At 70.0% G+C, this 26,605-nt stretch carries 24 protein-coding genes and 1 riboswitch; of the genes, 12 read left to right on the forward strand and 12 right to left on the reverse strand.

The genetic code is table 11. The features are described 5' to 3' along the window. Window positions 1-51: 51 nt before the first annotated feature. From CT688_RS06280 to CT688_RS06295, 4 genes are read right to left on the reverse strand one after another with little or no spacing between them, the layout of a single operon-like run. A complete protein-coding gene (locus CT688_RS06280; protein WP_107756193.1) occupies window positions 52-1,671 on the reverse strand; it encodes a cytochrome bc complex cytochrome b subunit in 1,620 nt (539 codons plus the stop codon). Further along, a complete protein-coding gene (locus CT688_RS06285) occupies window positions 1,668-2,858 on the reverse strand; it encodes a ubiquinol-cytochrome c reductase iron-sulfur subunit (RefSeq protein ID WP_107756194.1) in 1,191 nt (396 codons plus the stop codon). Before CT688_RS06285 ends, CT688_RS06280 begins: the two co-directional genes overlap by 4 nt. After that, the gene (locus CT688_RS06290; protein WP_031264478.1) at window positions 2,855-3,739 is read right to left on the reverse strand and encodes a c-type cytochrome; all 885 of its coding nucleotides are present in this window, start codon (window positions 3,737-3,739) and stop codon (window positions 2,855-2,857) included. The genes CT688_RS06285 and CT688_RS06290 overlap by 4 nt, the downstream gene beginning before the upstream one ends. 56 nt (window positions 3,740-3,795) lie before the next feature. Further along, a complete protein-coding gene (locus CT688_RS06295) occupies window positions 3,796-4,407 on the reverse strand; it encodes a heme-copper oxidase subunit III (RefSeq protein WP_031264477.1) in 612 nt (203 codons plus the stop codon). A 285-nt stretch (window positions 4,408-4,692) separates the two neighbouring features. Here CT688_RS06295 and trpD point away from each other — a divergent pair, with 285 nt between their 5' ends. Then, a complete protein-coding gene (gene trpD, locus CT688_RS06300; protein ID WP_107756195.1) occupies window positions 4,693-5,757 on the forward strand; it encodes an anthranilate phosphoribosyltransferase in 1,065 nt (354 codons plus the stop codon). Here trpD and CT688_RS06305 read toward each other — a convergent pair. Continuing rightward, window positions 5,738-7,390, reverse strand: a complete 1,653-nt coding sequence (locus CT688_RS06305) for a DEDD exonuclease domain-containing protein (protein ID WP_107758048.1) — start codon at window positions 7,388-7,390, stop codon at window positions 5,738-5,740. The genes trpD and CT688_RS06305 overlap by 20 nt on opposite strands. 273 nt (window positions 7,391-7,663) lie before the next feature. On the opposite strand from CT688_RS06305, the gene CT688_RS17935 reads away from it, so the two are divergent. The 4 genes from CT688_RS17935 to CT688_RS06325 all read left to right on the forward strand — a co-directional run bounded on the left by CT688_RS17935 (window position 7,664) and on the right by CT688_RS06325 (window position 11,144). After that, window positions 7,664-7,798, forward strand: a complete 135-nt coding sequence (locus CT688_RS17935) for a hypothetical protein (protein ID WP_255412667.1) — start codon at window positions 7,664-7,666, stop codon at window positions 7,796-7,798. Between the two features lie 79 nt (window positions 7,799-7,877). Further along, a riboswitch (cyclic di-AMP (ydaO/yuaA leader) is annotated at window positions 7,878-8,025 on the forward strand. Window positions 8,026-8,038: 13 nt separating this feature from the next. Further along, the gene (locus CT688_RS06315; protein WP_107756197.1) at window positions 8,039-8,653 is read left to right on the forward strand and encodes a C40 family peptidase; all 615 of its coding nucleotides are present in this window, start codon (window positions 8,039-8,041) and stop codon (window positions 8,651-8,653) included. A gap of 177 nt (window positions 8,654-8,830) precedes the next feature. Beyond that, window positions 8,831-9,958 (forward strand): NlpC/P60 family protein, encoded by a 1,128-nt coding sequence (locus CT688_RS06320; protein WP_107758049.1) that lies wholly within the window; start codon window positions 8,831-8,833, stop codon window positions 9,956-9,958. A 52-nt stretch (window positions 9,959-10,010) separates the two neighbouring features. After that, on the forward strand, window positions 10,011-11,144 hold the full coding sequence (locus CT688_RS06325) for a glycosyltransferase family 4 protein (RefSeq protein WP_107758050.1): 1,134 nt from the start codon (window positions 10,011-10,013) through the stop codon (window positions 11,142-11,144). 45 nt (window positions 11,145-11,189) lie between these two features. Here CT688_RS06325 and CT688_RS06330 read toward each other — a convergent pair whose 3' ends face one another. Continuing rightward, entirely contained in the window at window positions 11,190-12,989 is a 1,800-nt protein-coding gene (locus tag CT688_RS06330) for a long-chain fatty acid--CoA ligase (protein WP_107756198.1), read from the reverse strand. 143 nt (window positions 12,990-13,132) lie between these two features. Between CT688_RS06330 and CT688_RS06335 the strand changes: the two genes are divergently transcribed. Genes CT688_RS06335 through CT688_RS06355 form a run of 5 tightly spaced genes read left to right on the forward strand, consistent with a single transcriptional unit; the run spans window position 13,133 to window position 17,208 of the window. Beyond that, window positions 13,133-13,594 (forward strand): SRPBCC family protein, encoded by a 462-nt coding sequence (locus CT688_RS06335; protein ID WP_107756199.1) that lies wholly within the window; start codon window positions 13,133-13,135, stop codon window positions 13,592-13,594. Between the two features lie 14 nt (window positions 13,595-13,608). Continuing rightward, a complete protein-coding gene (locus tag CT688_RS06340) occupies window positions 13,609-14,478 on the forward strand; it encodes a hypothetical protein (RefSeq protein ID WP_231750528.1) in 870 nt (289 codons plus the stop codon). A gap of 50 nt (window positions 14,479-14,528) precedes the next feature. Further along, window positions 14,529-15,263, forward strand: coding sequence for a 1-acyl-sn-glycerol-3-phosphate acyltransferase (locus tag CT688_RS06345; RefSeq protein ID WP_231750529.1), 735 nt, complete (start codon window positions 14,529-14,531; stop codon window positions 15,261-15,263). Window positions 15,264-15,268: 5 nt separating this feature from the next. Then, window positions 15,269-15,766, forward strand: a complete 498-nt coding sequence (locus CT688_RS06350) for a polyadenylate-specific 3'-exoribonuclease AS (RefSeq protein ID WP_107756201.1) — start codon at window positions 15,269-15,271, stop codon at window positions 15,764-15,766. A gap of 35 nt (window positions 15,767-15,801) precedes the next feature. Then, window positions 15,802-17,208 carry a class II 3-deoxy-7-phosphoheptulonate synthase gene (locus CT688_RS06355; RefSeq protein WP_107756202.1) on the forward strand — a complete coding sequence of 469 codons (1,407 nt, stop codon included), beginning with the start codon at window positions 15,802-15,804 and terminating at the stop codon, window positions 17,206-17,208. Between the two features lie 55 nt (window positions 17,209-17,263). On the opposite strand, the gene pknB is transcribed toward CT688_RS06355, so the two are convergent. Next, window positions 17,264-19,456: a Stk1 family PASTA domain-containing Ser/Thr kinase gene (pknB, locus tag CT688_RS06360; protein ID WP_107756203.1), complete on the reverse strand. Its 2,193-nt coding sequence runs from the start codon at window positions 19,454-19,456 to the stop codon at window positions 17,264-17,266. Window positions 19,457-19,560: 104 nt separating this feature from the next. On the opposite strand from pknB, the gene CT688_RS06365 reads away from it, so the two are divergent. Then, complete coding sequence (locus CT688_RS06365; protein WP_182613127.1) at window positions 19,561-19,929, forward strand: Rv2175c family DNA-binding protein; 369 nt, start codon at window positions 19,561-19,563, stop codon at window positions 19,927-19,929. Here CT688_RS06365 and mptB read toward each other — a convergent pair. Both mptB and CT688_RS06375 read right to left on the reverse strand, forming a co-directional pair. After that, window positions 19,898-21,448, reverse strand: coding sequence for a polyprenol phosphomannose-dependent alpha 1,6 mannosyltransferase MptB (gene mptB / locus CT688_RS06370; protein WP_231750531.1), 1,551 nt, complete (start codon window positions 21,446-21,448; stop codon window positions 19,898-19,900). The genes CT688_RS06365 and mptB overlap by 32 nt on opposite strands. A 2-nt stretch (window positions 21,449-21,450) precedes the next feature. Then, window positions 21,451-22,530, reverse strand: coding sequence for a polyprenyl synthetase family protein (locus CT688_RS06375; protein ID WP_107756205.1), 1,080 nt, complete (start codon window positions 22,528-22,530; stop codon window positions 21,451-21,453). Window positions 22,531-22,625: 95 nt separating this feature from the next. Between CT688_RS06375 and metF the strand changes: the two genes are divergently transcribed. Continuing rightward, the gene (gene metF, locus CT688_RS06380; protein ID WP_197431479.1) at window positions 22,626-23,603 is read left to right on the forward strand and encodes a methylenetetrahydrofolate reductase [NAD(P)H]; all 978 of its coding nucleotides are present in this window, start codon (window positions 22,626-22,628) and stop codon (window positions 23,601-23,603) included. A 56-nt stretch (window positions 23,604-23,659) separates the two neighbouring features. Here metF and CT688_RS06385 read toward each other — a convergent pair whose 3' ends face one another. Genes CT688_RS06385 through CT688_RS06395 form a run of 3 tightly spaced genes read right to left on the reverse strand, consistent with a single transcriptional unit; the run spans window position 23,660 to window position 26,554 of the window. Then, complete coding sequence (locus CT688_RS06385; RefSeq protein WP_107756206.1) at window positions 23,660-24,388, reverse strand: DUF3153 domain-containing protein; 729 nt, start codon at window positions 24,386-24,388, stop codon at window positions 23,660-23,662. After that, on the reverse strand, window positions 24,385-25,971 hold the full coding sequence (locus tag CT688_RS06390; protein ID WP_107756207.1) for an NAD(P)/FAD-dependent oxidoreductase: 1,587 nt from the start codon (window positions 25,969-25,971) through the stop codon (window positions 24,385-24,387). Before CT688_RS06390 ends, CT688_RS06385 begins: the two co-directional genes overlap by 4 nt. Then, a complete protein-coding gene (locus CT688_RS06395) occupies window positions 25,955-26,554 on the reverse strand; it encodes an N-acetyltransferase (protein WP_107758054.1) in 600 nt (199 codons plus the stop codon). The genes CT688_RS06390 and CT688_RS06395 overlap by 17 nt, the downstream gene beginning before the upstream one ends. Window positions 26,555-26,605 lie beyond the last annotated feature (51 nt).

The raw sequence follows: 26,605 nt of genomic DNA on the forward strand, positions 1-26,605 counted from the left end.
GCCGGATCCTCCTGTCGGAGGCCCGGCCCGCTGTCGTATGTCGTCGGAGGATCAGTACTCGTGGCGACGAGTACGGTTCTCCTCCTGCAACGTGGTGAGCATCGAGTGCTCCCGGTCGTGCTTGCCGTGCTCGGACTCGTCGAGCATGTGGACCTCGTCGGCCGGGTCCGCCGTCAGTGCACCACGCGGGGGGCGACCGGCGGCACCGAGCTGGTTCATCTTCGTGGGCACCTTGGCACCGGCGTACTCGAGCGGCACCGCGTGTCCGTGCTCGTCGACCCCCGCGAGCGGCTGGTGGACCTCGACGAACTCGCCCTGCGGCATCCGCATGATGATGCCGGTCTCGATTCCGTGCTCCAGAACCTCCCGGTCGGCCCGTTGGAGGCCCAGGCAGAGCCGGTAGGTGAAGAAGTACATGAGCGGCGGCAGAAGGATGAGGCCGATCCGTCCCGCCCATGTGGTGGCGTTCAGTGAGATGTTGAAGTGATAGGCGATGAGGTCGTTGGATCCCATCAACACAAGGATCACGTAGAACGTGATGGCCATGACACCGGCCGCGGTACGAACCGGCACGTCGCGCGGACGCTGGAGCAGGTTGTGATGCGCGGTGTCGCCGGTGAGCTTGGCCTCGATCCACGGGTACAGGAACATGATCACGACCATCGCGCCGAGCATCACGGCGACCCAGAGCACCGCGGGGATGGTGTAGTTGCCCAGGTAGATCTCCCACGCGGGCATCACTCGCGCGCCGCCCTCGGTCCACAACATGTACCAGTCGGGTTGCGAGCCGGCCGATATGTGGGATGGGTTGTATGGCCCCAGGTTCCATATGGCGTTGATCGTGAACATGCCCGAGAAGAGCATGAGCATGCCGACGGTGATGGCGCCGAACGCGACCGACTTGACCGCGAAGACCGGGAGGATGCGGACGCCGACGACGTTGTTCTCCGTGCGGCCGGGCCCGGGGAACTGCGTGTGCTTCTGGTACCAGACCAACGCGAGGTGCGCGGCGATGAGCGCCAGGATGATGGCGGGGATGATCAGCACGTGCAGGATGTAGAAGCGCGGGATCAGGAGATCGCCGGGGAAGTCCCCGCCGAAGATCATCCAGTGCATCCAGGTCCCGATGACCGGGAGTCCGACGATGATGCCTGAGGTGATCCGGATACCGGTACCCGACAGGACGTCGTCCGGCAGGCCGTAGCCGAGGAAGCCCTCGACGATACCCAGCAGCAGCAGCACACAGCCGATGACCCAGTTCGCCTCACGCGGGCGACGGAACGCGCCGGTGAAGAAGATCCGGATCATGTGGACGACCATCGAGGCGACGAAGAGCAGCGCCGCCCAGTGGTGGATCTGACGGACGAAGAGCCCGCCACGGACCTCGAAAGAGATGTTGAGCGCGGTCTCGTAGGCACGGGAGATCTCGATGCCGTTGAGGGGCGCGTAGGCGCCCTGATAGATCACCTTCGACATCGACGGGTCGAAGAAGAGCGTGAGGTACACACCCGAGATCAGCAGGATGATGAAGCTGTACAGGGCGATCTCGCCCAGCAGGAAGGACCAGTGCGTGGGGAAGACCTTGTTGATCTGCCGGCGCATGCCCTTGGCCATGGTGTATCGCGAGTCGAGATTGTTCCCGACCTCCGCGAGTTTGGTGTTGTTACTCATGAACGACGCTCCCAGAAGGCAGGTCCGACCGGCTCGATGAAGTCACCGTTGGCGACGAGGTATCCCTCGCTGTCAACCGCGATGGGCAACTGCGGCAGTGCGCGCGCGGCGGGGCCGAAGATCGGCTTCGCGTACTCGAGCGCGTCGAACTGCGACTGATGGCACGGGCAGAGGAAGCGGTGCGTCTGCTGCTCGTACAGTGAGGTGGGGCATGCGAGGTGCGTGCAGATCTTCGAGTAGGCGTAGAGGTCGCCGTAGTTGAAGTTCTCCTGGCCCTTGCGCTTGATCACCTTGGCCGAGTCGGCCGGGCGGAAGCGGATCAGCATGACCGAGTTCCGAGCTCCGTGGATCGAGTGCATGTGCTCCTCGAAGTCGCCCAACGCGCTCGCGGGGAGCGGGAACACCGACTCGAGTCCGCCGGCTGCCAGGTCCTCGACGTGGATCCGTTCGAGGCGACCCTCACCCGCGGGCGGATGGCCGTCAGGGAAGACCTTGCCGGTGTCGCGACCGAGGTACACCTTCTCGGCGGGGAGCCCGTCCGGCCGGGTGTCCGAGGCAAGGGTCCACCCCGTGGTGTGCAGCGTGCCGTCTCCCGCGATGGTCATCTCCCCGCGGCGCCACGGGTTCTTGATCATGCCCCCGAGAGGCAGGATCGCGGACAGCCCGATGAGAGCCACGCTCGCACCGAGGAACCCGCCCATGACCTTGCGGCGACCGAGGGTCGAGGTCTTCCACGAGTCGTTGAGACCGGCGACGATCGTCCGACGGTCGATGTCCTCGGACGGCCCATCGTGGCGGGTCTGGACCGAGATCTCCTCCGGGATGAACTTCTTGGTGAACTGCACGGCCCCGAATCCCAGGAACAGGATCGACAGTCCGATCGTCAGGCCGAGCAGAGGCGTGTACGCCATGTAGAGCCAGTAGCCGTCCTCGCCCTGCCCGCGGTACTCCCACGGCCACGCGATATAGATCACGGCGAAGGCGAGCGCGAGGACCGCTGACAGCGCGAACCATGTGGTGACGACGCGGGCGGCGCGCTTCTCGGCACGGGAGGTGACACCCTCCGGCCACCGTCCCTCGCGGAATCGGACGTCGACCTCGTCGAGCTCGGTACCCAGCCGGACGAGCTCGGAGTCGCTCATCCGGTCGAGGTCCGCGGCGGACGGGTTCTTGGGGGTCTCACTCATGAACGGGATCCGATCCAGAGGGTCGCACCGATGAGGGCGACGATGCCGACTAGCCAGATGGCCACACCTTCGGTCACGGGGCCGAGTCCGCCGAGCGCGTAACCGCCGGGGGAGACCTTGGAGTCCGTGTCCCTGATGTAGGCGATGATGTCCTTTTTCTCGTCAGGCGTGAGCTGACGGTCCGAGAACTTGGGCATGTTCTGCGGCCCGGTGAGCATCGCTTGGTAGATCTCCTGCTCGTTGGCAGGGTCCAGAATCGGGGCGTACTTGCCCGCCGACAGCGCGCCACCGCGACCGGTGAAGTTGTGGCAGGAGGCGCAGTTGAGCCGGAAGAGCTCGGAACCACGCGCGATCTCCTCGGCCCGGGCCTCGCCCGAGGCCCCCAGCAGCGACTCCTGGGCGATGGAACCGTCGGGATCGGTGACGATCTCGGGGCCACCACCGAAGAGATCGACGTACGCCGCGAGCGCGATGATCTGGTGCTCGCTGTAGCGCGGCTTCTTCCGCTCGGCCTGGGCCTCGTTGTTGGCGGCGGGCATACGACCGGAGTGGACCTGGAAGTAGGTCGCCCCCGCGCCCGTGCCGACCAGCGACGGGCCGCGGTCCTCGACACCCTGCAGGTTCTGCCCGTGGCAGGTGATGCACGCGACGTCATAGATCGACTTGCCCTCGGCGATGAGCGCGGCCTGGTCCTGCTGGGCCGTGGCCACCTGGGGCTCGGGGACTACGGCCGTGGCGATGGCCCCGGCGCCGAGCAGACCGGCGGCGATGACGAGCGCGCCCGTCGCCTTACGGCGACGCTTCGACGAGGCCGGACGTGCCGGGTTCACCGCGGGCTCCGGCGACGGCGTGTCCGCAGCGGGTGGGTGAGGTGAGTTCATTGTGAGTTCCCTTTGGAGTTGGGACCTGCTGGACGCAGCGTCCTGCGGCCAGCTGACTACTGAATGAAGTAGATGGTGACGAAGAGGCCGATCCAGACCACGTCGACGAAGTGCCAGTAATACGACACGACGATGGCCGCGGTGGCCTGGGCGGGGGTGAACCGGGACATCGTCGTCCGCATGACGAGTACGACGAACGCGAGGACGCCGGCCGCGACGTGGAGGCCGTGGAAACCGGTGGTGATGAAGAAGACCGAACCGTAGACGCTGGACGAGATCGTGGTGCCCTCGAGATACATCTCGTAGTACTCGTAGGCCTGGCCGATGAGGAAGACCGTGCCCATCAGGGCCGAGATGATGTACCAGCGACGGAGGCCGAAGACATCCCCCTGCTCGGCGGCGAAGACGCCCATCTGGCAGGTGACCGAGGACGCCACGAGGATCGCCGTGATGGTCAGAGCGAACGGGACGTTGAGGTGCGTCGGGTAGGAGGGCCAGTCACCTCCCGAGTTCGCCTTGGAGACGAAGTACATCGCGAACAGCCCCGCGAAGAACATCAACTCCTGGGACAACCAGATGATGGTGCCCACACTGACCATGTTCGGACGGTTCAGCGAATGAACGCGCTGAGCCATCGCCGATCCTGAGTTATCCACTGCGCTCGTCACGAGGCCAAGTATGACCCCTGAGGTGGGCGGAGGCTGCAGGGACCCCCGATTTCGGCGTGTCCCCACAGTGTTTTCGCAGGTCGTTCCTAGAACTCCCGGAAAGTGCGTCCGACGACGCACCCCGTGCAGGGGTATCAGGGGCTTCTCAGCCTTTCCGGCGGTCGACTTCAGGGTCCCGGAGATGGGAGTCCGCGCCGCACCGATGAGGTGGCTGGTGGCACGATTGTCAGTGCGCGGTCGCGAGGGTGACGGACCGCCGGGATCCAGGGAGAGAGGTCGGGACACGTGGGGAGTTCTGCAGCGTTCGACGAGGGCCGGTCCTGGCCCGGGGTACTCGGCACGCTCACGTCGGGTCGGGACCTGGAACCGGCTGACGCCCGCTGGGCGATGTCCCGGATCATGGAAGGTCTCGCGACGGACGCCCAGATCGCCGCGTTCGGAGTCGCACTCGACATGAAGGGTGTGACGGGCGCGGAGCTCGACGCCCTGTCCTCGACGATGCTCGACTACTCCCGTAGGGTGCCGACCTCCCGGTCCTGCGTCGACATCGTCGGGACCGGTGGTGACCGGCAGGGAACGGTCAACATCTCGACGATGTCCGCTCTCGTCGTGAGTGCCTGCGGGGTGCCCGTGGTCAAGCACGGCAACCGTGCGGCGTCGTCGAAGAGCGGTGGGGCCGATGTCCTCGAGGCTCTCGGCGTCGCGATCGACCTGGGACCGGATGACGTCGCACGGAGCGTGGACGAGGTGGGTGTGGCCTTCTGCTTCGCGCCCGTGTTCCATCCGGCGCTCCGCTTCGCCGCCGCACCCCGCCGGGAGATCGGGATCCCCACGGTGTTCAACATCCTGGGACCACTGACCAACCCCGCAGCACCCGCCGCCAACCTCATCGGGTGCGCGTTCGAGAGCCTGATGCCCGTGATGGCCGAGGTGTTCGCGCTTCGGGGTAGATCGGCGCTCGTGGTGCGTGGCTCCGACGGTCTCGACGAGATCACGATGACGGGACCGACGCGTGTACTGCGTGTCACCGACGGCCACGTGGACGAGGACGTGATCTCTCCCGGGGACTTCGGGATGGCCACCTGCGCGATCGAGGAACTGCGCGGGGGCGACGGGAGACATAACGCGGCGGTGGCCCGGGAACTCTTGTCGGGCGTGAGAGGTCCCGTCAGGGACGCGGTGCTGCTCAACTCCGCGGCGGCGTTGGTGGCGTTCGATGGCCTCGAGCGGGGTGCGGACCTCGTGCCGGCGATGAGGTCGGCGGTGGAGCGCGCCGCGAAGGCGGTGGACGACGGCGAGGCCGCCCGACTCCTGGACAGGTGGGCGGCCTTCAGTGCCGCCCGGTCCTGACACCCGCTCGACCGCTCGTCGACGCCGCCTGCTCGGCTCGATCCGCCCACTCCGCGAGTGTGTGGGCACCGCCGACGGGCAGGGTCCAGCACCCCGTGACCGACACGATGCGGGTGGGTCCGGAATCGATCCACCTGTGCACGTTGCGGATGTTCGAGGCGCTGGCTCCGGCGAACGGCCCGGGGCCGGGTTGCACGGTCGTGGCGCCCGCCCTGAGCGAGTCGATCACGGGCAGTGGTGCTGCTCCGGCGGGCACCGTTCCCGAACCGGCGAGGCGCCCGTGACGCACGACCGCCACCGCCCAGGTGCGCCCGGGCCCGGGTTGGGCCAGGACCAGTTCGCGTAGACCCGCGGTGGAGGAGAGCTCCTGGTGCCGGGTGAGGGTCCGGATCAGTGCCGCCGCGCGATCTCGCAGCCGGGCCGCGCGCTCGAAGGCTCCACCCGCGGCGAGCGAGTCGACCCGGTCGATCATCGCCCTGACGGCCGTGGAGTCCCGGCCGGTGACCAGCGCCTCCCATTCCTCGGCGCCGGGTGGCGAACCGGTGGCCTCCGCCAGATCCAGCCACGCGGCCCTGGCGTCCTCGGTTCTCCGAAAGGGTCCGAGGGCGAACGGGTGTTCCGGGGTCCGGGTGACGTGCCCCCGGATCGCACGTCCCGAGGGAGGGGAGAGCCACCACCCTCGGCGCGGAGACCTGGACCGCCGGTTGTAGGGCGGCTGGAGAGAGTCGATGAGCCGCTCCTCGACGGTCCACGCCTCCAGGAGGTGTGCGCACGGCACCGACTCGACGCTCTCGGCGAGGCCGACCATCGTCCGCATCCTGCCGCGTGGATCAGCTCCGGAGTAGTAGGAGCGGGCTCGGCGCCGGACCGATATGGACGACCCCACGTACAGCGCGCCGCCCGACGCGTCCCGGAACAGGTAGACCCCGGGGCCGGTGGTGAGCGTCTCGGTCAGATTGGCCCGGCGCCGGACCGCGGGGGCGAGGCGTCCGTCGTAGGAACGGAGCTCGGTGAGCGTCGACACCCCGCAGTCACCGACCCTGGAGATCAGTGCGTGAAGGACGTCGACGGTGGCGCGGGCGTCCTGGAGCGCCCGGTGGTTCGGCTCGACTGTGGATCCCAGATGGGAGGCGAGTTCGCCGAGGCGGTGCCCACGGGTTTCGCCCCGATGGAGGATGCGCCGGGCCAGCGTGAGCGTGCACACCGACGGGGGATCGGGCCACGGGTGGCCGGTCGACTCGGCGGCCGCGCGGAGGAATCCGAGGTCGAACCGGGCATTGTGGGCGACCAGTACGGCGCCGCGGGAGAACTCCAGGAACGTCGCCATCACCTCACCGAGTGCAGGGGCCCCGACGAGATCGACGGGCGCGATCCCGGTGAGCCTGCTGATGTGGGCCGGCAGCGAGCCGGTGATGGAGACGAAGGTGGACAGCTCGGCCCGGACCTCCCCACCCCGTACCCGGACCGCGCCGATCTCGGTGATCTCATCCGTTCCCGGCCGGGTACCGGTGGTCTCCAGGTCGACGACGACGAACGTCACCTCGGAGAGCATCGGCTCGAGCTCGTCGAAGGCGGCCTGGACCCCCGTGGTCCCCGGGGTGTGGACCAGTTCTCGAGTCGGGGGGCAGGGCATGGCGCACACGGTAACGATCCGGTCCGACACGGACGTCCGACGCACCCCGCCGTCCGCCGTCCGTCGTCACAGGGGATGGGTGTCGTAGGGGTGGGGTGTCGTACCCGGCCGTTACGGTCTGCCCCGAGCCGCAAATCGCGGCCTGGTAACAAATGGGCAACACGCCCAGGACGGAGTGTGATGTAGATCATGTTCTCGATGGACTGCTCGCGGTGTCCGGCCCGGCCGAGCGGGTGCGAGGACTGTGTCGTCTCCGTGATTCTGTCCGAGGAAGTGCAGGTAGATGCACTATCCGAGGAGTCGTGCGGGTATGTTCTCGAGCCCGAGGTGCGTTCGGCGATCGAGGTGCTCATGGCGCTCGGGCTGGTCTCGACCCTGGAGATCGTGGGTGCTGAAACGGCCGCCTAGCGGATGGGCTGGACTTCGGCGAGATGGTTTCGTAACCTTTTCGAGACCTCGGAAGTCATCACCCGCCCACCGGTGGGGGCCGGGGTCGCCACCAAAGCGCCACCGCGGCGCACCGGGGAACCACGTTCCACTGGGGTGAATCGCCCGACGGCCGAGAGGCCGGGGCGTAGGACAGACTTCCGTGTCCGAACCCGTCAGCTAACCCGGTCGGTGTCCAGGAAGAAAGAGGAAATCACTCTCGTGGGAGCCCACAGCATCAAGGCCAGCTCGACCGGGCGCCGTGTCGCCACCGCAGGACTGCTCGCTGCAGGCGCCGCCGTCGCAGGCGCCGGGACCGCGGCCGCCGCACCGGTGACCGTCGACGTACCCGTCGAACTGCGTCTGCCCGGTGTGCCCGCACAGGTCACCGTCGATCTCCCAGAGGGCATCGCCCTGCCGGCCGGCCTCGTCCCGGTCGCGGCAGCCCAGGCCGCCCCCGTCGAGTTCGCCACCCCGGCGCCGGAGATCTCCACCGGCCAGCGCATCCTCGACGCCGCGAGCACCCGCGTCGGCTCGCCTTACGCCTGGGGCGCCACCGGCCCCAATTCGTTCGACTGCTCCGGCCTGACCTCGTGGGCGTACAAGGAGGCGGGGATCTCCATCCCGCGTACCAGCCAGGCCCAGATCGGCGGCGGCACCCAGGTCGCCAAGGCCGACCTGCAGCCCGGGGACATCGTCGCGTTCTACAGCGGCGCCAGCCACGTGGGAATCTACGCCGGCAACGGCCAGGTCGTGCACGCCCCGTACTCCGGCACCTCGGTGAGCTACGCGCCGCTGGATTCCATGCCGTTCTACGGTGCGACCCGCTACTACTGAGTCGCCCCGCACACGCGCTCCAGCGGACCCCGCCGATCCCCGGTCACGTAACCGGTGTCGGCGGGGTTCGTCGTCTGTACTATCTCGACAACGACCATCCCGACCACGGTGCAATCCACCGCCCCCGTCGTGCTCCGTCCGTCTCCGAACCATGATCCGAGAATGCCGCATCTGCCCATGACCCAGAGATCCCGGTCGATCGCCCTCACCGTTGCCGCCTTCGCCCTCCTGGGCTCCGGCGGAGTGATGGTGCCGGCGCAGACGGTGTCGGCCCAGACCGTGGATCCCGGGACGGCGGGCCCGGCCGGGGCCGAGAGCACCGGTACGACGGGCCCGCCCCAGGACACCGCGCCGGAACGATCCGCCTCGTCAGGCCAGGCCACCGGTGAGGACCTGGTCGAGCTGGCGAGGCTGTCCGCGGAGGCCGGCGCACTCGGGGAGGAACTGCACCTGGCGCGAGCGGATCTGGAGAGGGCCGACGCCGAACGGCAGCGACGCGAGCGCGAGGCCGGAGTTGCCGCCGGACTCGCCGCCGTCGCCGATCTGGGGGCGTCGCGCGACCAGTCGCTCGTCGATCGACTCGCGACTCTCCGCTACCGCGGGGGCGATACCGGTGCCACCCGGGCCGCCGTCCTCGCCGAGAGCCCCCGAGACCTGGTCGACCGGATCGGTACTCTGCAGCGGCTCTCCGGCGCCACCACCAGTGCGCTCGGCGCCTCGCGCGCCGCCTCAGCGGAGGCCGCCCGTCTCCGGGTGGAGGCGGATCTCGCGTCGGAAGCCGCGCGCGCCTCGGCGCGTGACGCCCAGCGACGCGCGGATGACCTCGATCAGCGGTCGGACGAGATGAGAGTGCGGATCGACGAGGTGAGACGTCGCGTGGACGCTCTCTCCGACGCGCAGCGTGCACTCTGGGCCGGCGGCCCCCTGGTGCCCCCGGGGTACGTCGCCCCGGCGATCGACGGGGTCAACACGGCCGCCCTGAACGTGGCCCTCACCCGGATCGGTGCCCCGTACTCCTGGGGGGCGACCGGACCGTCCGAGTTCGACTGCTCCGGCCTCATGGTGTGGGCGTACGCGCAGGAGGGCAAGACGCTTCCCCGGTCGAGTCAGGCGCAGGCGGTGGCGGGGGCGCCCGTGGCGATGCCGGACATCCAACCCGGAGACCTCGTCATCTACTACGCGGGTGCGACCCACGTCGGCATGTACGCCGGCGACGGACTCGTCCTCCACGCGCCGACCTACGGGGTGCCGGTCAAGCTCGAGAAGGTCGACGCGATGCCGATCAGCGGGGTCCGTCGCTACTGACGCGTGGGCGCCGGGCAGGCGATCCCCGGGCGGTGTGGCAGTCTCGGACGTGATGACGAAGACCCTGCTGATCACCAACGACTATCCGCCGCGGCCCGGTGGTATCCAGTCGTACCTGGAGACCTATCTGGCGCACCTGGACCCGGAGGACGTGGCGGTCCTCGCCTCGACGTTCCGGGGCCGGGACTCGATCGAGTACGACGACTCCCGCCCCTATCTGGTCGAGCGGGTCCCGACGGAGATGCTGCTGCCCACACCGGATCTCGCGAAGCGTGCCCGGCGACTGGCCTCGGACTTCGGGGCGAGCACGGTGTGGTTCGGTGCGGCAGCACCGCTGGCCGCCATGGCACCCGTCCTGCGGGAGGGGCCCGTCACCCGCATCGTCGCCAGCACCCACGGCCACGAGGTGGGGTGGTCGATGCTGCCGGGTTCGCGCCAGGTGCTCAGGATGATCGGTGAGTCCACGGACGCCGTCACCTACGTGAGTGAGTACACGAGGCGACGCCTCGCGGCGGCGTTCGGCCCGCACGCGAGGCTCGTGCACCAGCCCGGGGGGGTCGACACGGACAGGTTCCGGCCCGATCCCGTGCGGCGGCGGGCGATCCGCGAGCGCTACGGGGTGGCGGACCGTGAGGTGATCGTGTGTCTCTCCCGCCTCGTCCCGCGAAAGGGACAGGACGCGCTCATCCGCTCGCTGCCCGAGATCGCCCGCCGCGTCCCGGAAGCGGTCCTCGTCGTCGTCGGGGGTGGCCCGTACCGGCGGACGCTGGAGGGTCTGGCGCGCAGGCACGGGGTGACGGACCGGGTGATCTTCACCGGCCGGATCCGGGCGGACGAGATCGTCGATCACCACCGGATGGCGGACGTGTTCGCCATGCCCTGCCGCACGCGGGGTGGGGGACTCGACGTGGAGGGGCTGGGGATCGTGTATCTGGAGGCCTCGGCCTGCGGCGTCCCAGTCGTGGCCGGCCGGAGTGGTGGCGCCCCGGAGACGGTCCTGGACGGGACCACCGGGCTCGTGGTGGACGGGACCTCGACGGGCGAGATCGTCGACGCCGTGGCCGGTCTGCTCTCGGACCGGCCACGCGCGTCGTCGATGGGTGTCCGCGGACGCACCTGGGTTCTCGACTCCTGGCGCTGGGAAGACCTCGCCCGCAACATGCGGCGAGTGCTCTCCGGGGACTAGCTTCCCGATCGAGTCCCGATCCGGGCGTGGATCGAGTCTCGGACGTCAGGTGTAGAGATCCTCGATCTGTGCTGCGAACTTCTGGTGCACCACGTTCCGCTTGACCTTGAGCGACGCGGTGAGTTCACCGGTCTCCTCGGTGAACTGATCGGGGAGGACGTGGTACTTCTTGATGGCCTCCGAATGGGAGACGGTGCTGTTGGCCCGGGACAGCGCCTGGTCGAGATGCTCGATCATGTCCGCGTCCCGCAGCAGCTCGTACAGGGACCCGGTCTTGTGGTGGTGGGCCTTCCACCGGTCCAGTGCCTCGGGGTCGAGGGTGATCAGCACCGAGATGAACGGCTTCCCGTCGCCCACACACACGGCCTCGGCGACGAGCGGGTCCGCCCGGAGCGCGTCCTCGAGCTGGTTCGGAGCGACGTTCTTGCCGCCCGCGGTGACGATGATCTCCTTCTTGCGGCCGGTGATGGTCAGGTAGCCGTCCTCGTCCAGCGATCCGAGGTCCCCGGTCCGGAACCAGCCGTCGGAGAAGGCCTCGGCGGTCGCACGCTCATTGCGCCAGTAGCCGGAGGTCACCACCGGGCCGTTCACCTCGACCTCGCCGTCCGGGGCGATCCGGACCGCGCATCCGGGCAGTGGCTGGCCGACGGTCCCGATACGCATCTTGCCGGGGGTGTTGACCGCGATCGCCGCGCAGGTCTCCGTGAGTCCGTACCCCTCGAAGATGTTGACACCGATGCCGTCGAAGAAGTGGGTCAGGCGTTCGCCGAGCGGCGCGCCACCCGAGATGGCGATCTCGCAGCGTCCACCCAGTGCAGCGACGAGCTTGGCGTAGACGAGTCTGGCGAACAGCGCGTGGCGGAGCCTGAGCAGTGGCCCGACCCGCCCACCGCGGTTGGCCTTGGAGTAGGCGACGGCGGTGTCGGTGGCCTTGTCGAACATCCACGCCTTGAAGGCACCGCCGTCCTGGGCGGTGGCCTGGGCCTTGTTGAAGACCTTCTGGAACACGCGCGGGACGGCCAGGATGTAATGGGGCCGCATCTCGGAGAACGTGTCCACGAGATTCGTCAGGTCCGACGAGTGGGCGATCCGGACGCCGGCGTGGAACCCCGCGTAGGTGATGGCGCGGGCCAGCACGTGGGCCAGGGGAAGGAACATGACCGTGGTCGCGTCCTGCCGGAGATACTGGTTGAACGGGGTCTCGAGGACAGCGAGGGTCTCGGACATGAAGTTCCGGTGGGTGAGCATGCACCCCTTGGGTCGTCCGGTGGTGCCGGAGGTGTAGATCAACGTCGCGGGGGCGTCCGCGCTCACCGCGGCGCGACGTTCGTCGAGCACCGCGTCGGCGACGTCGGTCGCCCCGGCGACGAGCAGGTCCAACGCGGGGCTCTCGCCCTCGATCACCAGGACGTCGGGGGACCCCTCCAGGTCGGCGATCCCCTCGCGGGTGGTCGCGGCGTGGGTCTGCTTCTCGACGATGATGAGCCGGGCGCCCGAGTCCTCCATGATCCAGCGGATCTGTTCCGCGGACGAACTGTCGTAGACGGGTACCGTGACCGCGCCCGCCGCCCAGATCGCGAAATCGATCACGTTCCACTCGTATCGCGTCGAACACAGGAGGGCGACCCTGTCCCCGGCCCCGATCCCGCGGGCGACCAGGCCCCGACCAACCAGGCGGACCGTGTCGGCGAACTCCCGGTTGGTGACGTCGGTCCACCGTCCGTCGACCGGGCGTTGGAAGGCCACGTTGTCCGGAGTCCGCTCCGCCCGGTCGTACGCCGCCTGGGCACAGGACCAGTCTTCGGGGACGGTGAAAGTGGCGGGGGCGGCGACGTATTCGCGCAAAGGGTCCTCCTGGTGGAGACGATCGATGGTCTAATCGCGGTGAGGACACACTATCCCCGGGGGTGGACGGCATCCACGCCACCCGTGCGCCCGGGCGTCAGCCGGAGGGCGCATCCCGGCGGGAGATATGTGAAGCTGGGGATATGAGTGAGGACAACGGCGCCCCCGAGGTGTGGCCGACCAGCGACTCCACGGTCATCGAGGCGACGGTCGAGGACGTGATGGCCGTCATCTCGGACTTCGACTCGTATCCGGAATGGTCCACGTCGATCCGGGTCGCCGAGGTCCTCTCGGTCGGCGCGGACGGTCGGCCAGACCGGGTCCGGTTCGCGCTGGAGGCCGGTGCGATCGTCGACGACTACGTCCTCGTCTACTCCTGGTCGGCGGACGACAGGGCCGTCGAGTGGCGCCTCGAGAGTTCGACGCTCCAGCGCGCGCAGAAGGGCTCCTACCGGCTCGAGCCGGTCGAGGGCGGCACCCGGGTCGACTACGAGTTGGAGATCGAGCTCGTGGTGCCGGTGATCGGTCGGCTCCGCGACCGGGCCGAGCGGCGGATCCTCTCCGAGGCTCTCCGTGAACTCAAGCGCCGGGCCGAGTCGAGGTGACCGGGTCGAGGGTCGTGATCGTTCTGGGGGGCGACCCGGCGGACAGGTCCGCGGCGATGGCGGATTTCCTGTTGGACGCCGGCGGAACCGCTCTCATCCTGACCGGGGATCCCGGTTCGGTCGATCCCCGACTGGACACGACCGACGAGGGGCCCGTGGAGGTCCGCGCAGACGACGCCACCGCGAGACTCGAGGCGTACACATCGGGGGCCGTGGACCCGGAGGACGAGGTGCTCGCGGCCCTCGCCACCGGTAGCGACGCCCCCCTCGCGGCAGTACTGGGATGGGAGTACGCCCGGCGTGCGGCTGCCGCGGGGGTGTGGGATGTGGTGATGGTCGACCTCGACGGTGATCTCGCGGCCGTCCGCAGGCTTTCCGCAGCGGGGGAGCTCGCCGGGTTCGTGGAGTCCCGGTGGCCCGCGCATGTCCGGTTCGCGTCCATGGCGGCCGGGGACCGTGCCGACGCCCGGACCCGCGAGGCGCACCGGTTGTCCCTCCTGGCCGGGGAGGTCTCGACGTTCCTCGCCGGGCCGGTCGAGGTGATCGTCGCCGGCGGTGCTCCGGACCGCACGGCGGCTCTGGCGACACTCGCCCGCGGTGCGGTCACCCCCGTCGTGTCCGCGGACGGCAACGGTGGCTACCGGGCGGAGTTGCCGGTGCCCGCCCCGCCGACGACTCCGCCCTCGGTCGAGAGCGGCGGTCTCCGGCTGGAGTTCAACGGCCTCCGGACAGTGCTGCGCCTTCCCGCGTTGCTGTCCCGGTGCACCCTCGTCGCGTCGCACCACGATCCGGTGGCGGGTGCCGTGGTCGCCGGATTCGTCCCGGATCCGGAGCTCTGGCCACCGAATCTCGTCCCGTCCGGATTCGCGGGCCGATCCGGGTAGTATCCGCTTTCGTCGACCTCCCCAACCATGAGAAAGACCGGTGACCCCAGGTGCTGTACTGGTTGTTCAAGTACGTGATCATCGGGCCTTTCCTGCGAATGACCAGTCGGACGGTCCTCACCGGCGAGGAGAACTTCCCGGCGAACGGGGCAGCGGTCCTGGTGGGGAATCACGAGTCCGTGGGCGACTGGTTGTTCACCCCGCTGCTCCTTCCCCGGCGGGTCACCTTCCTGGCGAAGAGCGACTACTTCACGGGCAGCGGGATACGCGGAGCCCTCAGCCGGTGGTTCTTCGCCGGGACCGGCCAGTACCCGATCGACCGGACCAACGCGGACGCCGCGCAGGCGGCCCTCGACGCGGGCATGGAGGTCCTGTCCTCGGGGCAGATCCTGTGCGTCTACCCGGAGGGCACCCGCACCCCGGACGGGCGGTTGTACCGGGGCAAGACGGGGCCGGCCCGGCTCGCGCTGCGCGCCGGGGTCCCGATCATCCCGGTGGGGGTGGTCGGGACGGGTGACTACATCCGCAAGGTCACCCGACCGCATCGCCGGACTCCGGTCCGCGTGATGATCGGGGAACCCCTCGACCTGACGCCGTGGGCCGGTCGGGAGGGGGACCGCGTGGCCGAGCGCGAGATCACCGACGAGTTCATGCGGCGTATCCAGGCGCTGACGGGTCAGGAGTATGTTCCGGACGTCTACGGTGCGGAGATGAAGAAGCGCTACGAGGCGGTCCGGAAGTCGGGACGAAACCTTCTCGACACTCCCGTCGAGGGGCAGCGCTGACGCCGGTGCGCTACTTCTACGACTGTGAGTTCATCGAGGACGGCACCACCATCGACCTGGTCTCGGTGGGGGTGGTGGCCGAGGACGGACGTGAGTTCTACGCGGTCTCCACGGAGTTCGACCCGGCGAAGGCCGGGCCATGGGTCAGACGCAACGTCCTGCCGAAACTCCCCAATCCCTCGTCGGCGGCGTGGAGGTCGCGCGCGGCGATCCGCGACGAGTTGTACGACTTCGTCACCGCGCCGGCCTCCGGCCCGGTGGAGCTGTGGGCATGGATCGGCGCGTACGACCACGTCGCCGTGTGCCAGCTCTGGGGTGACATGACCGAGCTCCCGGCGGCGATGCCGAGACTCACCCGGGATGTGCGCCAGCTGTGGGAGCTGGCCGGGCAACCGGAACTGCCCGTACACCCGGGCGGAGCCCATGACGCTCTCGGTGATGCGCGTCATGCGGCGATGAGGTTCCGGGCGATCGCCGCGACAGCACCCCACCTGGGCCTCTGAGGTCTGCGACGCTGCCCGTGGCGTATCCTCGCCGGGTGAGCAACTGGACAGTCGACGTCGACATCGCGCAGCTTCCCGACCTCCCCCCGCTCTCGGCGGACCTCGATCGACTGCTGGCGGACGCACTGTCGCGACCCGCGCTGCAGCAGCCGTCGTGGGATCCCGATCACGCTGCGGCGATGCGCAAGGTCCTCGAGAGTGTGCCCCCCATCTGTGTGGCCTCGGAGGTCGAGCACCTCTCGGACCGGTTGGCCGACGTCGCGCACGGCCGCGCCTTCCTCCTCCAGGGCGGGGACTGCGCGGAGACCTTCGAGGCCAACACCGAGCCGCACATCAAGGGCGTGATCCGCACGCTCCTCCAGATGTCCGTGGTCCTGACCTACGGCGCCTCCATGCCGGTGGTCAAGGTCGGGAGGATCGCCGGCCAGTACGCCAAGCCGCGCTCCGCCGATCGGGACGCCACCGGCCTGCTGTCCTACCGCGGGGACATGGTCAACGGGTTCGACGCCGACGAGACCACTCGTGAGCACGACCCGTCCCGACTGGTCCGGGCCTACGCCAACGCCGCCGCGGCCATGAACCTGGTCCGGTCGCTGACGGCGTCGGGGACGGCGGACCTGCACCGCGTTCACGAATGGAACATGGAGTTCGTCGCCGGTTCCCCTGCGGGCGCGCGATACGAGGCCCTCGCCGCGGAGGTCGATCGCGGCCTGCGGTTCATGGACGCCTGTGGGGTCGCCGACCACAACCTGCGGTCGGCGGACATCTTCTCCTCCCACGAGGCGCTGGTCCTGGACTATGAGCGCGCGATGCTACGCCTGGCCGACGACGGCACGGGACTCACGGGCGACGCGCAGCAGGGGCTGTACGACCTCTCGGCACACTTCCTGTGGATCGGGGAGCGCACCCGCGGGATCGACGACGCCCACGTGGCCTTCGCCTCGCTCATCGAGAACCCGATCGGACTGAAGATCGGCCCCTCCACGACCCCGGAACTCGCGGTGGAGTACGTGGAGAAACTCGATCCGCGCAACCGACCCGGGCGTCTGACCCTGGTCTCCCGTATGGGCAACGACAAGGTCAGGGACGCCCTCCCACCGATCGTTCAGGCCGTCGAGGCGTCGGGCCACAAGGTCATCTGGCAGTGCGACCCGATGCACGGCAACACCCATTCCACGTCGAACGGCTACAAGACCCGGCATTTCGACCGGATCATCGACGAGGTCCAGGGCTTCTTCGAGGTCCACCACGCGCTCGGTTCGCACCCGGGCGGGATCCACATCGAGCTCACGGGCGAGGACGTGACCGAGTGTCTGGGAGGCGCCCAGGACATCTCGGATCTCGACCTCGCCGGACGGTACGAGACCGCCTGCGACCCGAGACTCAACACCCAGCAGTCTCTCGAACTGGCCTACCTGGTCGCGGAGATGCTCCGCCACTGAGCCGCGTCCGGACCGGGTCCCTGACGGGGCCCGGGGGGCCTCGGGTCCGGAGGACTCAGCCCAGTGCGTCGATCTCGACCTCGCTGCCCCGGGCCACGACCCGCCCGGGCAGCGGGTTCTGGCCGTAGACGATCCCGCCCGGCGACCCCGAGTCGAGGACGGGCTCGAGCCCGGCGTCGCGGAGGGTCTGCCGGGCGTCGGAGGCCCGGGCCCCCAGGACGACGGGGACGGTCACCGCGTCGGACGGGACGATCCGCAGCACGGCGTTGGCGGGATCCAGCCTCCGGCCGGCGGGGGGGTCGGTGCTGACCACCCGACCGTCGGCAATGCGGCGGTCGGTGACGGGCGGCTGGCGGACGATCGTGAAACCGGCCCTGGTGAGTACGTCGGTGGCCTCGTCCACCGGTACGTCCCTGATGTCGGGGACGGTGAGGGCGTTGGAGACCAGCAGCGTCACGCCGTCCCCACGGGCCACGTCCGATCCGACGTCGGGGTCTGTGCCCACGGCGAGCCCGCCGTCGACCTCGTCGTCGTAGACCCGGCGGACCTCCGACACGGTGAGCCCGGATCCCTCCAGCGCGGCCCGGGCCTGGTCCTCCTCGAGGCCCGCGACATCGGGGACGCTCACCGGAGCCGGTCCCGAACTGGTCACCATCGACACCCTGGTCCCCACGTCGACGGTGGTCCCGGACCGTGGCTCCAGAGCCACCACCTGCCCGACCGGGACCGAGTCGGAGTGCTCGGTCCCGCCGCGGACCGGTTCGAGCGAGTTCTCCCGCAGCAGGGCCGAGACGGTGTCGACGTCGCGTCCGGCGCCCACCTCGGGCACGACCGGCCGTCCCACGGAGACCAGGACCGCCACCGGGTCACCGCGGGGGACGCGGGCCCCCGCCTCGGGGTCGGTTCCGACCAGTCCCGCCCGGGGCACGTCGTTGCTGAACGCGTCACGGGTGGTGGCCGCCAACCCGACCGCGTTCACGGCGTCTGTGGCCTGGCCCACCGACATCCCCTGCACCGCCGGGACGGTGACGAATCGGCCGGACCCGAGCCACCATCCGGCCACGGCCAGCACGATGGCGAGTGCGAGCACGACCAGCAGCCAGAGCAGGCCGAGCTTGCGGCGCGGACGGACAGGCGCCCGGTCGGCGAGCGGTTCGACCTCACCCCGGGCATGGTGGGTCCCGGCGGGCGGGGGCGGAGGGGCCGCGTCGAGGCCCACCCTCGTGTGCACCCGCGTCGGCACCGGTCCGTCGCCGCGGCCGAGCGCCTCACCGCTCTCGCGATCGGCGGCGTCGAACTCCGCCGCGCCGTCGGGCGCCGATCGGGCGGCGGCAGCCCGGGCCCTGGACCAGGACGACTGCTGCGGTGCGGGGACGACGTAGGTGGGGAAACGTCCGATCTCGGCGGCCCGGTCGAGGTCGTCGAGCATCTCCGCCGCGTCCGGGTACCTGTCCTCGCGGCTGCGGCGCGTCGCCCGGAGGACCAGGTGGTCGAGGTCCTCTGCCACGGAATCGGACTGGTCGGACGGGGCGGGGACGTCGGTGTCCAGGCGACGGTAGGCCACGGCGATCGAGTTGTCCCCGCTGAACGGGGGCTCCCCGGTGAGCATCTCGTAGGCGAGGACGCCGAGTGAGTAGAGGTCGGAGCGTCCATCGGTGTCGGTTCCGGAGATCTGCTCGGGGGAGAGGTAGGCGGCGGTGCCCATCACGACACTCCGGGAGGTCGCTCTGGACTCGGCCACCGCACGCACGAGGCCGAAGTCGGCGAGCTTGACGGCACCGGTCGTCGAGATGAGGACGTTCTCGGGCTTGATGTCGCGGTGCACCAACCCGGCCGCGTGAGCCTCGCGCAGAGCGCCGAGCAGTGGGCGCAGTACGGCGGCGGCCGCGTAGGGGGGCATGGGTCCGCGCTCGTCGAGGAGCTCGCGCAGGGTCCCGCCCGGGACCAGTTCCATGACGAGGAAGGCGGTGTCCCCCTCGACCCCCTGGTCGAAGACCTGGACGATGCCCGGGTCGGACAGTCGAGCGGCCGAGCGGGCCTCGAGGGTGAACCGGTCGACGAAGGCCCGATCTCCGGCGAGGGCGGGATCCAACAACTTGACGGCGACGTGACGGTCGAGCCGTTCGTCAGTGGCCAGGTGGACGATCGACATCCCGCCACGGGCGATCACGGCGTCGAGCCGGTAGCGCCCGTCGAGCACCGTGCCCGGCCCTGGAAGCTGCCCGTCGTGAGTGGTCATGGAGTCCATTCTGCCCGCCGGCGTCGCGATATCGGCATGCGACCGGGCGGCGCGCCCGGCAGGGGTCCCCGCGGTGGTGACCGCCGGGCCTCGCTGGGACTAACGTGGTCGCCGTGAGTACCGTTCCGCATTGTGATGACGTCCTGCCCGGGGACATCGAGACGATCAATCTGCCCGAGGTGTCGAGTCGACTGGGGATCCCGGTCACCCGTGTACACGACCTGCTGCGTGAGGGGGGACTGATCGCCGTCAAGCGTGGCGGCGTGGTGGTGGTCCCCGCGGTCTTCCTGGACGACGACGACGAGGTGGTGCGGTTCCTGCCCGGTCTCGTCTCGGTCCTGCGGGACGGCGGCTACCGCGACGAGGAGATCCTGCGGTGGCTCTTCACGGAGGACGACAGCCTGCCGGGTCGGCCCGCGGACGCACTCCACGGTCACCGCGCCCGGGAGGTCATCCGGCGCGCTCAGGCGATGGCGTTCTGATCCCGCTGGTGGCCCGCCACCACCACCCGGCCACCGCCAGGGAGGCGAGCACCGCGACCCCGGAGAGCACCGGGCTGTAGAGGCTGGTCGATCCGTTGGGTCCTATCGCCATGACCAGGAACACGGTCGTTCCGACCGCGGCGGTGGTGGCTCGTGGCCCCGGCCTCGCCAGAACCCAGAACGCGGCCACCCACACGTAGTACCAGGGCCAGGCGAGCGAGTTCAGTACGACGAAGGCCAGCAGCGCCAGCATGATTCCCCGCAGCGCCGTCCTCCGGTCCCGGCGATGGAGCCACCACACGGCCACCAGCGCCACGGCGAGGACCACCCGCCCGACCTGTCGTGCCACCGCCAGCACGTCCTCGAACCCGGGGGAGTCGGTGACCGCGTGGATGAGATGCGCTGCCGCCGTCGGTGCGCTGAGGTAGTTGATCACCCTGTCGGACACGGCGATCGCGTCGAACCATCCGACTCCGGTACCGGACCCGAGGGTGGTCAGCCCGAGCACGGCCATCGCGACCGCCGCGGCCAGCGCCGTGTCGCCGAGCGCCCTGAGCGTCGGTCTGGCGACAGCCGGGTCGTCGCGGCGTCGCGACAGCGTGATCCACAGCAGGAACGGGGCCACGATCACGGCGGTCGCCTTGAAGGCCACTGCGATCCCGATCGCCGCCCCCGCCCAGGTCACGCGACCGTCGAGGGTGAGGACGACCGCCCCGAGGCAGGCGACGAGCGGGAAGATCTCATTGTGCAGCCCGCCCGCCAGGTGGATCACGGCGAGTGGCGACGCGCACGCCAACCAGACCGCGGCCGCCGCGTCGACGCCGGTCCGGCGAGCGGCCATGACGAGCAGAACGGTCAGTGCGGCCAGTGCGGACAACACCGCGACGCGCAGGATGACGATCCCCACCGCCGGGTGGCCGCCGGACACGGCCACCACGCCCCTCATGAGCAGCAGGTGGAGCGGTCCGTACGGAGTGGCGGTCGACTGCCAGTCGGGGCTGACCTCGTCCGAGAACGCGCCCGGGTTGGCCTCGGGACCGAACTCGTAGGGATCGACGCCCGCGGCGGTCATCGCCCCCTGGGCGAGGTACGACCAGGCGTCGCGGCTGAACATCGGCACCGCGGGCAGTGTCGGAAGCGACCACAGCGCAGTGGCCCACACCGCGTCCCGCGTGGGGAGCCGACCGGACAGCGCCCGCGGTCCCAGCGCGAGCCAGCCGCTGAAGAGCAGCGCGATCCCGATCCAGCACAGCGTCAGCGCCAGGATCTCACCGTGACCGAAGGTGAACCCGAGCAGTCCGACGGCGACGGCGGGTCCGCCGTCCACCGGCAGTGCCCCGGCGCCGAAACCCCCGAGCGTCAGGAGTGCGGACCCGAGCATCCCGCGGTACAGCGCGGGACCGGAGGGCCCGGTGAGGGCCGAGCGCGCAGAAGAGGTGAGCGAGCGGGCGGCGCGCGTCGGCACCGACGGATCCGACTCGTGGGACGTGACGGCCCCCGGGGTGGGATCAGGCGCCACCGTCACGACCGTCGACGGGTGGCGGCCTCGGCCAGGGCGCGGAGTGTGACCCGACCGTGCTCGCTCACCGCGTCGGAACCGATCGCGTCCAGGGCCCGGACCGTGAAGGTGTCGATCTCCGCCTCGACGGAGGCCACCGCACCGCAGTCCACCAGTATCCGGCGCGCGCGCTCGAGATCGGCGGGGTCGAGATCGGTGCCCAGGACCGAGAGCAGGAATTCCGCCTCCCCGGTCGGCGCCAGCGCCGTACCGCGGGCGAGCAGGAGGGTCCGCTTGCCCTCTCGGAGGTCGTCCCCGGACGGCTTGCCGGTCACCTCCGGATCACCGAAGACGCCGAGCATGTCGTCACGGAGTTGGAACGCCTGCCCCACGGCCACCCCGAACTCGCGCAGCGCCGTGACGGTGCCCGGCTCCGCCCCGGCGAGCGCGGCACCGATGTGCAGGGGCCGTTCGACCGTGTATGCGGCCGTCTTGAAGCGGTTGACCCGGGCCGGCGTCTCCTCGTCGGTCGCACCGGAGGACTCGGCGAGGATGTCCAGCATCTGCCCCGAGAGCACCTCGGTCTTCATGGCGTACCACGGCTCCAGTGCGCGGCCGAGCGCGGTGGGGTCGACGCCCGAGGTCACGAACATCTCGTCCGCCCAGGCCAGTGCGAGGTCCCCGACGAGAATCGCCTGCGACACGCCGTACCGGGCGGGGTCTCCGGACCATCCCAGGTCGCGGTGTGTCGCCTCGATCGAACGATGGACCGTCGGTCGGCCGCGACGGGTGTCCGAGGCGTCCACGATGTCGTCGTGGATGAGGGCGCAGGCCTGGATCAACTCGAGTGCGGCGCAGGCCGTGAGGATCTCATCCGGGACCGTCGCGTCCGCCGGGCTCGCGGCCGACCACCCGGCCAGGCCGAAACGGGGTCGGATCCGTTTGCCGCCGTTGAGGACGAAGTCCGACAACCGTCCCGCGAGGGCGTCGACACGGTCGTCGACCCCTGACACCACCCGCCGCCGCTCGTCGAGATGGCGGCGGAGGGCGCCGAGCACCCGTTGCGCGTCGTCCGGACGAGTCGCCGTGACCACGGTCACCATCCCTTCGGGGCGCCGCCGCCCGGCAGCCCTCGTGACCGTGATCCTAGTCGCCGGGCGGGGGTCGGGACCGGCGCGTGTCGGGCTACCCTGGTCCGGTGACCCAGCTACCCCACCTCGTACCGGCGGGCGGCGACCGACACCCGAGCATCGTGGACCGCATCGCCTCGTCGCGCACCCCCAGGGTGCCGTTCTCCGTGGAGTTCTACCCACCCCGGGACGAGGCCGCGGAGGCCCGTCTGTGGCGCGCTGCCTCGGTGTTCTCCGAACTGGGGGCGGCGTTCGTGTCCGTCACCTACGGTGCGGGCGGCTCCACCCGCGACCGGACCGTCAAGGTGGTGGAGAGGGTGGTCCGGGAGACCGACCTGGTCCCCATCGCGCACCTGACGGCAGTGGGCCATTCGATCGCCGAACTACGCGAGATGATCCAGATGTACGCCGACGTGGGGGTCACCAACATCCTCGCGCTCCGGGGCGATCCCCCCGGTGACCCGCTCGGGGACTGGACGCCGCATCCCGAGGGTCTGCACTACGCGGAGGAGCTCGTCCGACTGATCCACGAGGTCGGTGACCTCCACGTGGGCGTCGCCTCCTTCCCCGAGGGTCACTACCGGGCGCGCGACCTCGATCACGACACCGAGATCCTGCTCAACAAGCTCCGCGCCGGCGCCGAGTACTCGATCACTCAGATGTTCTGGGATGTCGAGCACTATCTGCGCCTGCGGGATCGACTGGAGTCCGCGGACCCGGAGCAGGCCGTCAAACCGGTCATCCCCGGGCTCATGCCGGTGACGAGCCTGCGTCAGGTCCGCCGCATGGTGGAGCTGTCCGGGTGCGCACTGCCGGACGGACTGTCCGACAGGCTGCGTACGGCGGCGGGGGACGGCCCCGAGGAGAACCGTGCCGCGGTGCGTGAGGTGGGGATCGAGTTCGCCACGGAACTCTGCGAGCGCCTGATCGCCGAGGGCGTGCCGTGCCTGCACTTCAACACCCTGAACTTCTCCCGCGCCACCCACGAGGTGCTGGCCAATCTCTCGATGGTCCCGTCGCCGGACGTGGTGGCGAGCGGGGTCTGACACCGCCCGCTCCGTTCTGTCGCGGGTGCCCGCGCTGTCGCGGGGGCCCGGGCGGGTCAGCGCACGAGGCGGTCCGAGCGGGCGCGGGAGGTCCGGGCGGCGAGGATCGTCCCGATCGACACCAGCAGGGCCGCGCCGATCCCGACGATCATCCATACCGCGAACCCGCGGGTGGCGGGATCCGGGTAGGACGAGGACGCCTGCATCCGGGTGATGGAGCCCGGCGCCGGCGTCCAGCTCACGGAGTTGCCCCCACCGAGCGTGCCGTTAGTCTCGCCGATACGGTTGGGGAAGGTGAGGTCCACACGCGTGGTCGCGGACTCCGCGCGGTCCGCGGGGATCCCCGAGAGGTCCACCGAGCCCGTGAATGACACCGTGTCGCCGCTCCGCCGGAACCCCAGGGTGTAGGGACGGGCGCCCTCGACCTCGATGGCCAGGGACAACGCGTCGACCTCCGCGAAGGTCAGCTGGGTGAAGTAGATCTCCCTGCCGGTGAAGCCGTCCGCGGAGTAGGCGGTGATCCGCACCTTCTGCTCCAGGCCGGACGGAGTCGACAGCCGGTCCAGCGCCGCCGTCTGCGCCGGCTGGTCACCGGCCACCAGTATGCGACCCGAGACGGTGTCGTCCTTCCGCACACTCATCTGCGCGTTCAGCTGGAGACACCCGGTGAGGACGAACAGCATCGTCACCAGGGCGGTGACGCCCACGATCCGGCGGCCCGCGGGGGAGCGCGGGGCCGTCACGGGGTTGGTCGCTGTGCCGCTCGGTTCGATCACGGTCGTCATTGTGCCCGCGTGCGGAGCCGACGCCGCGTCGACGTGCCGAGTCGGCGACCGACGAGACGTGCCACCGTCCTGCCGCTCGTGCCGATGACGCCGCCGCCGGGATGGGTGGAGGCGCCCGCGAGGAACACGCCGTCGGCGCCGGGGACGGTGTGTCCGGCCAGATCCGGGTGGGGTCGCATGGGGAGCATCTGGTCGAGGGACATCTCCACGTGCATCACGTTGCCCCCGATCAGGCCGAGCTCGGTCTCCAGGTCCTGAGGGGTCTGGACATGGCGGTGGACGATGGAGTCGGTGAGCCCGGGCGCGAAGCGCTCCGCGGCCGCGATGATCCGGTCCGCCTCCCCGGGACCCGCCTGCGACCAGGAGCGCCCGTCCGCGAGATGCCGTGGGTGCCATTGCGACCACAGTGTGAGCTCGTGCCGGCCCGCCGGCGCGAGCGAGGGGTCGAGCGAGCTGAAGCTCATCGCGAGGACGGCGGGATCCGCGTCGAGCCGTCCGGCCGCGGCGACCCCGTACCGGTGGTCGAGTCGGCGACGGTCCGTCACGAGCAGTTGCAGCCCGTGCGAACTGGTCGTCGTGGGCACTCCCGGGTAACGCGGCAGATCCGTCGTGCCCAGCCGGACGACCATCCCCAGCCCGAACCCGGGGCGGATCCTCCGGCGCCAGGCGTCGAGTCTCGCCGCGGGGAGTTCGTGGGAGAGGAGGTCGAGCGTGGTGTGGACGTGACAGGCCGCGACGACGGCCGAACAGTGCAGTGACCGGCCCCCCGCGGTCTCCACCCGCCACCCGGACCCCGCGCGGCGGATCGCCGTCGCTCCTGCACCCGCGGTGACCGATCCACCAGCGGCACGGACGGCGGACACGAGCGCGTCGGCGAGCGCGCCCGACCCGCCGATCGCACGGCCGGGAGGGGTCTGGTGCATGAGCGCCGCGAAGCCGATCATCGGCGCGGTGCCGGCATGGGACATCGGTGGCCCGGACTGCGCGCCGAACCAGGACAGGGCGGCCTTCAGCCGCTCGGACGTGAAGGTCTGGTCGAGCAGGGCGTCGCCGGAGGACAGGAAGGTCTGGACCGCGCCGAAGGGATCCCGGAGATCGTCCCGACCGAGGAACGCCGCTCCCAGTCGGGACGCCGTGGGACGGACGCCGAACCCCTTCATCATCCGTCCGGCCAGGACCCCCCACCGGCGGACGAATCCGCGGTACGCGCGCGCATCCGTCTCGCCGCAGGCGGCGGCGATACTCGCGCAGGTCAGGTCGAGGTCGCGATGGAAGACGATCGGGGGGTCGTCGCTGCCCGGCGGGGCGGGGGCGAATCCCCACGGGTCACAGTCCACATACCTGAGGCCGTGAGCGGCGAGGTCCAACTCTTCCGGGATACCCGTGTGTCGGATCATCAGGTGCGCTGACGACCCACGATCCGTGCGGTGGCCGGGATAGCGCTCGACCGTGGAGGTGGCACCGCCCAGGACCGTGTCCTTCTCCACCACGTGGACGTCGAGGCCGGACCGCGCGAGATACGCGGCGCAGATGAGTCCGTTGTGACCGGATCCGATCACCACGACGTCATGACGGTTGTTCACGCGAGCCTCCGTGCTGGGTGAGGGGGAGCGGACGCGACAGTACGGCGAAGGGCCGGGCGTCGCCTTCGAACCTGTAGGCCCTGAGTACATCCGAGAAGCCCAGCGACCGGTACAGCCGCCACGCCCCGTTGGCCTCCTCGGGGACCTCGGGGGTCGAGAGCAGCACGGATCGCTCCGTACGGTCCGCCAGGAAGCGGCGGAGCAGCTCCGTCCCTATCCCGCGCCCCTGATAACGGGGGGATACGTGGAGTTCCGTCAGTTCGACATAATCCGTCGGCAGCTGTCGACCCTGATCACTCAGGCCCCGGGCGACCTGCTCGTACCACCACTGACCAGGGGCGCCCCGGTAGCCATAACAAATGGCCACCAGCGGCCCACGGGCGTGACCGAGAAACCGTCGACGCGGCGACTCGAAGGCCGCGACCCCGGACCACCCGTCTCGGTGACTGTGCTCCATCCACGCGGGGGCCCGGGATCGGATCACCTGGGGCGGGTAACCCATGGCGTCGACGTAGACACCGAGCGCCTCGGGCAGTCGGTCTCGGAACTCGCCGGCGTCCAGGCTGGTGATCACGGTGTCCATCCACCCCATCTCATCACGTGCGCGCGTTCGCGACCGGGATTGTGTCGTACC

It is taken from the genome of Dietzia sp. JS16-p6b (assembly GCF_003052165.1).
Lineage (GTDB): Bacteria > Actinomycetota > Actinomycetes > Mycobacteriales > Mycobacteriaceae > Dietzia.